This is a genomic window from Psychromonas sp., assembly GCF_983033635.1.
This window is the reverse complement of record NZ_CEZLMY010000166.1, coordinates 1-7,739: the sequence shown is the minus strand read 5'-3', so window position 1 is coordinate 7,739 and position 7,739 is coordinate 1. Positions and strand designations below refer to the sequence as shown.

Genomic DNA, 7,739 nt, shown 5'->3' with positions numbered 1-7,739 from the left:
ACTGTGAGGCGAAGTATAAGTTTGCCCATATCTTCATTAAGTAAGTTTTCTAACATGGTTTTTCCTGTTTTTAATAAATACTGTCAATTATTGACAACGAAAGTATTTTTTCGCCGTTGATTGAATTTGATCTTTCAAGCTTCAAATTTTATGAACCTTGTAAAATTCTGGGTGTAATTAATGGCAAATAGCCACAGAATGATGAGGGAGTTAAAAACTAAAACACTAAGGCCAAATTTATGAAAAAAGACAGCTAATATTATTGGAACAAGGCAAAAGGCGTCCTAAAAATATTTAGTCCTAACTTGTTAGCGTAGGATGAATTTTGACCCAGTATGACCTGCAATGTAGCAACAAAAAGCGTCAGTGCCGATGCCGTTAACCAAATGATGACGATCTGATCTTTTACTCCCCAGCTGGCAATCGCTGTAGAGATAACAATGATGCTGAGAAATATTAGGAGGTTTGAATAACCGTGAACTTGGCTGTCTAGTATCGGGTTATCTTCTATAAGCGTTTCGGAAACTCTAAAATATAACCACCATATTAGCGCCAGAATTGAGAAACCAGTTCCGCTTAGTGTCAGGTTTTCTAGTGTCAATCCAGAGTTTTCAAGAAAAACAACCAGTGCTACGACAACCTCTCCCAGCATAATAATGGTAAAAAATCCGGTTCTTTCAGCTAGATGTTCTGAGTGGGTTTTAGCATATGCTTTTAGTGATTTAGAATTTAATGCTAACACTACGATTTCTAGTGCAATCGACAGTGCTAATATAAAATACATCGAAGTACCATCAAAAATAATTGACGAGATCCAAACAACTGCTCCCAAGCTGAAACCTAAGGTCAGGTTTTTTAATACAGCTCTATTTTCCCGATTGATTTTCCATTCACGGATATACATCACCACTAAAACTAATCGGACAACAAAGTAACCCCAAATGAACTGTTGCGGATGTCCTTCAAATAGTGGATTTATTGATGTAATTAATACAACAACAGTAAATAGTTGAGTCAATACAGAGATAACCTGAAAGGTATCATTTCGTTCAAAGCGATTAGCAAAATAAGTGTGGCCTGCCCAACACCACCAAATAGGAATAAAAATAGCTAAGCTTGAAAAATAATGAGCTAAATGATCTGTATGTTCAGGCAAGTGATGCACTATCTTGGCAATTACTGCTACGTAAGCTAAGTCGTAGAATAACTCTAACCAAGTCGCTTTTCTAATTTCAGAATCAGCCATTAACCATCTTCCATATTTGAACGTTCAAAATGCAAAGCTTTTTTTGCAGTAAGTTCCCAGCCTAAAACCGGCCCCGTCGGGATGAGCAGCGAAGGGTTAATAGCTGACTGCCCGGCAAAATATGTTTTCTTAATAAAATCGATATGAAAAGTAGAGCGGACACTTTTGTCACTCATTACGTCGATTACATAGCGGTATATATGCTTAAAATAATTAAGAGGTTGATAATTAAGTTTAAAATGAGAAGCATAAACTAGCTCCAATTGAATTAACGTTGGAATTAATAAAACGTCACTGAGTGTCATTTCCTTGCCGCCAAAAAAGCGATTTTTGGCTAGTTTTTTGTCTAACACCTCTAAATTGCTGAAGAATTCTGAAGCGGCTTGTTCATACTCAATTTGTTCTGTTGTGAATCCAGCTTTAAATGGCAGAGTATTGATATTAGTATTAATCCATCTACATTGTTCTTCTATTTCGACTTCTTGTTTTTCTGGCATTAAATCTAATCTAGAGCGCGAGACGTCCTGTTTTGCAAACCATTTACTAATTTCAAAAGAGTCACTACTGACAATAGTATTGAGTTTTTTATCCCATAAAACAGGTACAGATACACGCCCCGAGTAATCATGCTTGGCATCCTGATATACTTGGTACAAGTAGCTTCTAGGTTTCACCGAATCAAAATATTCATCGCTAAACTTCCAGCCGTTTTTGTCTTTAAGTGGTGATACCGATGATACTGATACGTACTCTTTTAGCCCAAGTAGTGAAATAGCGAGAATGGCTCGATGAGCAAATGGACACCCATAAGAAACGTACAAATGAAATCGACCTTTTTCCAATGTAGAAAAGTTAGCGAAAGTATCGATATGCTCAAGTTCAGATGCTTCACCTGAATCTTGCCATTGTCCTTGCTTCATATAAGCCATTCTGAGTACTCCTAAAGCTGCGCTTCAAATAGTTTTATAACGTCTGTTAACTCTTGATCTGTTTCAGGTGTTAACTTTCCATCCACAACCTTCTCAAAGTAACTTCCTAAGCTATAGGTCCCTTTGACATCACCCCCCCACCAGGGCATTAATTCAGCCATTGTTTTTATGTTTGTTGAGCCGCCAGTAACACCAGGAGACGTACTCATCAAGAGTACCGGTTTGTGTTTATCACCAAAAAATGGATTTTTGGGCGGGACTAGTCGTGATAACCAGTCGATAACATTCTTTAAATACGCGGGCATTGAGCCATTATGCTCAGGCGTCGCGATAATAATGGCGTCATTGGCGACAAACACTTCTTTTAATTTACGGACTTCTTCAGGAATGCCGTTTGCTTCAATATCTAAGCTATATATCGGCAGTGGATAGTCACTCAAATCTAACATCGTAACTTCGCTTTCAGTTATCTTTTCCACTGCAAAGTTAAGCAGTTGCTGGTGAATTGATTTACTATGGTTGCTTCCTGTAAACGCTACAATTTTCTTCATTTTTGTCTCTCTTTTTATTATTGCTAAGCAGGCATATATTCTTCGTTAGTCAGATATTCATAACTGGCAACAATGACCAGTTTTAACACTTCCATTTCTTCTTTATTTTGAGGGGCATAAACCAGGATCTCGTTTACACCAAGCTTTTTGTATGGATGAGGCTCCCCCCACTTAGCATAAAATACTGCATCAATATCTTTTTGCGGCAGACAAACATGGATGCTTCCGTCTTTATGCAGGTGTGCGAATTCTCGACTCTTAGGAGGAGGCGGCATAAAGCCGTCTTGGGGAGTGTTTTTTATATTCTCATCCAACCACATCGCACGACTTGAAGGTACTGAGATCCAGGTGTCGTGTTCTCTTGACTTAGGGAATACAGTAAACATCCAGTCTGCTAATGAACGATAAATATTTCGTGGACTATGCTGATTATGTTGTAAATGAGGGGGCAGCGGATTCGTTATTGGCTTCACTCCAACTCTTTTAGGTAATTTCAATTTAGACATGATGCATTCCAATAATTTATTCGATTGGAGGAGTATAGGTAACTTGAATTTATTTCTGAATATAGCAAAATAAGAAAATATATTTTCCAATATGAGAAATAACAATGGATAAACTAAAGGCTATGACCATTTTCAATGCTGTTGTTGAACAAGGTTCAATGTCAGGAGCTGCCAGAAGATTAGGTATAGCTAACTCAGTAGTTTCAAAAAACCTGAACGAATTAGAGGTTTGGTTAGGAAGAAAGTTAATTTATCGTTCAACCCGAAGTCTAAAGCTAAGCTTGGAGGGGCAGTCATATTACGAAAAAATAAAAGATATTGTTGTCGCGGTTGATGCACTCGAGCACCCGGATAATGTAGAGAACATAAAGCTTATCGGCGCGGTTAAGATGACGGCTCCAGTTATTCTAGGAAAAAAACTCTGCGAACATATACTGCCTAAATTTCATATAGAGTTTCCTGGGATCCATTTGAATCTCTTACTTTCAGATGATTTCAATGACATGGTAGAAGAAGGAATTGATATCGCCTTACGAATAAGCAAACTTCCTGATTCAAACTTCATTGCGAAGAAAATAGGAAAGCAGACCTTGCGACTAGTAACAAGTATTGCATACGTTGAAAAATTTGGCGCTCCATTAAGTCCGGAAAGTTTAAACAGACACATATGTATCGTTGATAATTCTATAGCAAATGCCAAAAGGTGGGGGTTTATTAATACTGATGGCGGGATAAGCAGTGTTCATATTGATGGTCCTATCGAAGTCAATGATGCGGAATGTGTCGTTAAGTTGTGTGAGGCTGGTGTTGGTTTAGCACAAGTGCCGGAAGTATTTGTAAACGAAAGTATTCGTCAGGGCAGACTTATTGAACTGCTGCCCGAAAAAACGATGGAAATTGATATATCAATTCTATACCACCAGAAAAGTACCGGCAGTCCAATAATTAAATCTGTTATAGATTTCTTCAATGATAATATCGAAGAGCAGTGCTTTCTCTAGAACTATCTTAAATAATAGGCTGCCCCCCCATAAGCCAACTCAATGAGTTGGTTTTTTTGTTTCCTTCTTTAATTATATTTCTTGTTTTGAGAAATATAATTTTCCATTTTTCACCATACACAAATTTACAATCCTTAATTAAACTTATTGGCAAGTTCAAAACAATAGGGTTAAGGAAAATGAAAGTATTAGTTTTTGGTGCAACCGGAAAAATTGGTAGTGAAGTAGTAAAACTTCTTAAAGATGAACATGAAGTCATTGGTGTCGGTTCTCGTAGTGGTGATATTACGGCTGACTACACTGACGCTGAATCAATCGAGGTCGTTTTCAAGCAAGTGCAGGACATAGACGCTGTTGTTGTGTCTGTTGGCGGTGACAGTAACTTTAAGCCATATCATTCCATTGAAGACGAAGATATACGGCTGGGGGCTGAACGAAAACTGGTCGCTCAATTTCGCATTGTTTCTCTTGCCGAAAAATACTTAAAGCAGGGCGGCTCGGTTACCTTAACCAGTGGTTTTTTATCTCATTACCCAAATGAATACAGCTTAGCCACCGGTCCTTTCAACGCAGCAATAGACACCTATGTTAAGCAGGCTGCTCCATTTTTGAAAAACGACCTGCGTCTTAATGTGGTCAGTCCGGCTCCAGTTGTTGAGCCTGAAAGAACGAGAACAGGACTCGTTTCAGCAGTCGATGTCGCTAAGCACTTCGTCACCTCAATTCACAGTGATCAGTCTGGCGTAGTCTACCGTGCCTGGGGTGGACTCTCGATACCTGAAGAATACTAACCTCTGAGTACTTAAGGAAAATTAATATGAAATATCCGTTATCTATTAGAGCCGTTCACTGGTCGAGTGCAGTCATTATTCTTGGCCTTATAATCTTAGGCGCCTATATGACTCCCTTTGAAATGAACAATATGGAGCATTCAGAAAACCTATATTTCTGGCACAAGTCATTTGGTGTTTTAGCTTTTATCTTAGTGTGTATTCGTTTGTACTTTAGAAGCAGACATACATTACCAGAGTTACCTGAAGGCATGCCGAAGCATGAAAAAATAGCGGCTAAATACGTTCACAAAGCGTTATATGCACTAATGATCTTAGTGCCTGTTTTGGGTTACGTGCAGTCTTGCGTTTATCCCTACAGTAGTGGCGTTCATTTCTTTGGACTGCTTATACCAGAGCTGTTCTCGGACAACCAGGCAGTTTTTGTTGTCGTCAATGTCATCCACAAAGTACTTGCCTATTTATTGTTAGCATTGATTGCAGCCCATGTATTAGGCGCTATTAAACATCGACTATTCGATAAAGAAAATGACGTATTAAACAGAATAATTTAACACAACCGCAAAACATTAATTATATTTGGAGATCACAATGAAAACGATAAAGTCACTATTAATAACTATACCTGTAGCACTTAGCCTTATGGCTGGGACTGTCCAAGCCGGAGAATCTGTCGCAGAACTAAAAGCTAAGGTTGCTAAACTTGAAGCTCAAGTTGCTACCTATAAGGCAGAACGAGCAGTCACAGCGCAGAATCTGAAAACCTTCGATGACCTGGATCTGGTCGCGTTTAACAATCGCGATATAGAACTGATCAAACAGATTCATGCGACAGACGTCAAGGTTTACAACCCTGACGGCACAATTACCGAGCCGGCGGCGCCGCATGTCGAAGAACTTCAGTTTCTATTCGATACCTTCGATTTTAAAGTGGCCGAGCACATTTTGCAGTTTGGACATGGCGAGTGGACCGCAGGCATCAGCATCTCCGAAGGCAAATGGGTCAAACCGCTAACGCTGCCTGATGGCACAGTGCTTCAACCCACAGGTAAAGCAGTTAGTCTCAAGATTGCAACCATTGCTCGCTGGGAAAACGGTCGAATTGCTGAAGAGTATCTATTCTGGGATAACGCTGACTGGAACCGTCAAATCGGTTTAGGTCAATAATTAACGAAAGAGAGCGAAACTAATTCGCTCTCTTTCCCTTTCTCCTTATTATTTAATCAATTTGGTAGTGCAAAGGACCCGTCGGAAGTCTAGGTTCAACCTTCTGGGATGGTCAAAACGTTTTAAATCGCCGAGCTCTGCGATGGTGCCCACAGCCACGGTTAACTTAACCCCACGCATTGCTTGCAGTGCCTGCACAACGGGGTAGTAACGCCAACTTTTTGCTTGATAGAGCCGTTCATTATCGAGGCGTTGTAATCGATTGATACGTTCGTTAATGGTGTGAATCATCTCCTGTAATACAATTTGCTGGCAGGTGTGCGGCAGTATTAACTGTGCTAACCAACGAAAGTGTTGTGCTGACCAGTTGGCTGTGCCTGAGTGGTGACATTATTACGAAGAAGCAGTGCTTTAAGTTGGTATTTTCCATCTTTTAAATCCTTCATTGCGGTTTCTCTGGCACAAGATAAATCACGTACCGCTTCATCGTCTGGCTCGGGCACATAGATAGGGTCAATCTCGTTATTCTTTAACAGCTCGCACAGTTTTAATGCATCCCGTTTATCGGTTTTTATTTTATCACCTGGCTTTTTCGGGACTAAAGAGGGCGCAACGATATAGCAGCAGTGCCCGAGGCTGGTGATGAAACGGTAAAGCCAATAACCACGAGGACCGGCTTCATAAACGAAATGCAGCGTTGCATGCGGGTACTTGGATTGCAGCTGTCGAATGAGTTTTGTTATGGCCTGTTTGGTATTGGGAATACGGCCTTGATGAATTGGTTTGCTCAACCTCTCATCTTCGCAATAAGCGACATTATCAAAGTCTTTGTGGGTGTCTAACCCTATGAAAATCATGTTATTGTTATTCATGCTAGCCTACATTTAGTTTGTTTCACAACAACTATTATGGCTCTGGTATAACTAACCCACGAATTGGAGGCTAGCACCTTAGTGGGGAGTCATTATGTCTATATACCTAGGAGAATGTGTTGCCAATAATCGCAAAAACACCTGAACCACCTTATTATGCTGTCATCTTTACTTCCACTCGTACAGATGGTGATAATGGATATGGAGAAATCGCAGATAGAATGGTTGAATTGGCTGAGCAGCAGTCTGGATTTTTAGGTGTAGAATCAGCTAGAGAAAGTGTTGGTATTACGGTTTCGTATTGGTCAGATTTAGAATCAATTAAAAACTGGAAAGCAAATACAGAGCATTTAGAAGCTCAAAAAATTGGCCGTAAAATGTGGTATTCATCTTTTAAGGTGCGTATTTCAAAAGTTGAGCGTGATTACGGCATATAACAAGTCAAATCTTAGGACGCATTACGGCTGTCGCGGTTTTTGCTAAAACAAAAAGCTCGCAAAAACACTGCCAAGCCAACGCGCCGTTGTTGCAGACGTTAGTTTCTAAAAGGAGTATCTATGTCCGTTGTAGTACGTGAAGCGAATCGAGATGATTCAAGTTTGATTCTCGGTTTTATTAAAGAGTTGGCAAAATATGAAAAAGCCGAACATGAAGTTCTTGCAACTAAGTCCTCTAT

General features: G+C 39.8%; 9 protein-coding genes and 1 pseudogene. 5 read left to right on the top strand and 5 right to left on the bottom strand.

Annotated elements, in window-relative coordinates; translation table 11 throughout:
- Positions 1-259: 259 nt before the first annotated feature.
- Genes AC4GME_RS15660 through AC4GME_RS15645 form a run of 4 tightly spaced genes read right to left on the bottom strand, consistent with a single transcriptional unit; the run spans position 260 to position 3,199 of the window.
- Positions 260-1,246 (bottom strand): low temperature requirement protein A, encoded by a 987-nt coding sequence (locus tag AC4GME_RS15660; RefSeq protein WP_490377801.1) that lies wholly within the window; start codon positions 1,244-1,246, stop codon positions 260-262.
- On the bottom strand, positions 1,246-2,175 hold the full coding sequence (locus tag AC4GME_RS15655; RefSeq protein WP_490377800.1) for a glutathione S-transferase C-terminal domain-containing protein: 930 nt from the start codon (positions 2,173-2,175) through the stop codon (positions 1,246-1,248). The genes AC4GME_RS15660 and AC4GME_RS15655 overlap by 1 nt, the downstream gene beginning before the upstream one ends.
- Positions 2,176-2,186: 11 nt before the next feature.
- Entirely contained in the window at positions 2,187-2,726 is a 540-nt protein-coding gene (locus tag AC4GME_RS15650; protein ID WP_490377799.1) for an NADPH-dependent FMN reductase, read from the bottom strand.
- Between the two features lie 23 nt (positions 2,727-2,749).
- Positions 2,750-3,199, bottom strand: coding sequence for a luciferase domain-containing protein (locus AC4GME_RS15645; RefSeq protein WP_490377798.1), 450 nt, complete (start codon positions 3,197-3,199; stop codon positions 2,750-2,752).
- A 137-nt stretch (positions 3,200-3,336) separates the two neighbouring features.
- On the opposite strand from AC4GME_RS15645, the gene AC4GME_RS15640 reads away from it, so the two are divergent.
- The 4 genes from AC4GME_RS15640 to AC4GME_RS15625 all read left to right on the top strand — a co-directional run bounded on the left by AC4GME_RS15640 (position 3,337) and on the right by AC4GME_RS15625 (position 6,191).
- Entirely contained in the window at positions 3,337-4,233 is an 897-nt protein-coding gene (locus tag AC4GME_RS15640; protein WP_490377797.1) for a LysR family transcriptional regulator, read from the top strand.
- 179 nt (positions 4,234-4,412) lie between these two features.
- Entirely contained in the window at positions 4,413-5,024 is a 612-nt protein-coding gene (locus AC4GME_RS15635) for a short chain dehydrogenase (RefSeq protein ID WP_490377796.1), read from the top strand.
- A gap of 26 nt (positions 5,025-5,050) precedes the next feature.
- Positions 5,051-5,578 (top strand): cytochrome b, encoded by a 528-nt coding sequence (locus tag AC4GME_RS15630; protein ID WP_490377795.1) that lies wholly within the window; start codon positions 5,051-5,053, stop codon positions 5,576-5,578.
- A gap of 37 nt (positions 5,579-5,615) precedes the next feature.
- The gene (locus AC4GME_RS15625) at positions 5,616-6,191 is read left to right on the top strand and encodes an ester cyclase (protein WP_490377794.1); all 576 of its coding nucleotides are present in this window, start codon (positions 5,616-5,618) and stop codon (positions 6,189-6,191) included.
- Between the two features lie 96 nt (positions 6,192-6,287).
- On the opposite strand, the pseudogene AC4GME_RS15620 reads toward AC4GME_RS15625, so the two are convergent.
- A pseudogene (locus tag AC4GME_RS15620) lies at positions 6,288-7,063 on the bottom strand (IS110 family RNA-guided transposase); the annotation flags it as partial.
- A 119-nt stretch (positions 7,064-7,182) separates the two neighbouring features.
- On the opposite strand from AC4GME_RS15620, the gene AC4GME_RS15615 reads away from it, so the two are divergent.
- Entirely contained in the window at positions 7,183-7,500 is a 318-nt protein-coding gene (locus AC4GME_RS15615; RefSeq protein ID WP_490379725.1) for an antibiotic biosynthesis monooxygenase family protein, read from the top strand.
- Positions 7,501-7,739: the final 239 nt, after the last annotated feature.

What these genes read in the sequence shown, in the direction of transcription:
- AC4GME_RS15660 (WP_490377801.1), bottom strand. Translation starts at nt 1,246, where the DNA reads ATGGCTGATTCTGAAATTAGAAAAGCGACTTGGTTAGAGTTATTCTAC.
- AC4GME_RS15655 (WP_490377800.1), bottom strand. Translation starts at nt 2,175, where the DNA reads ATGGCTTATATGAAGCAAGGACAATGGCAAGATTCAGGTGAAGCATCT.
- AC4GME_RS15650 (WP_490377799.1), bottom strand. Translation starts at nt 2,726, where the DNA reads ATGAAGAAAATTGTAGCGTTTACAGGAAGCAACCATAGTAAATCAATT.
- AC4GME_RS15640 (WP_490377797.1), top strand. Translation starts at nt 3,337, where the DNA reads ATGGATAAACTAAAGGCTATGACCATTTTCAATGCTGTTGTTGAACAA.
- AC4GME_RS15635 (WP_490377796.1), top strand. Translation starts at nt 4,413, where the DNA reads ATGAAAGTATTAGTTTTTGGTGCAACCGGAAAAATTGGTAGTGAAGTA.
- AC4GME_RS15630 (WP_490377795.1), top strand. Translation starts at nt 5,051, where the DNA reads ATGAAATATCCGTTATCTATTAGAGCCGTTCACTGGTCGAGTGCAGTC.
- AC4GME_RS15625 (WP_490377794.1), top strand. Translation starts at nt 5,616, where the DNA reads ATGAAAACGATAAAGTCACTATTAATAACTATACCTGTAGCACTTAGC.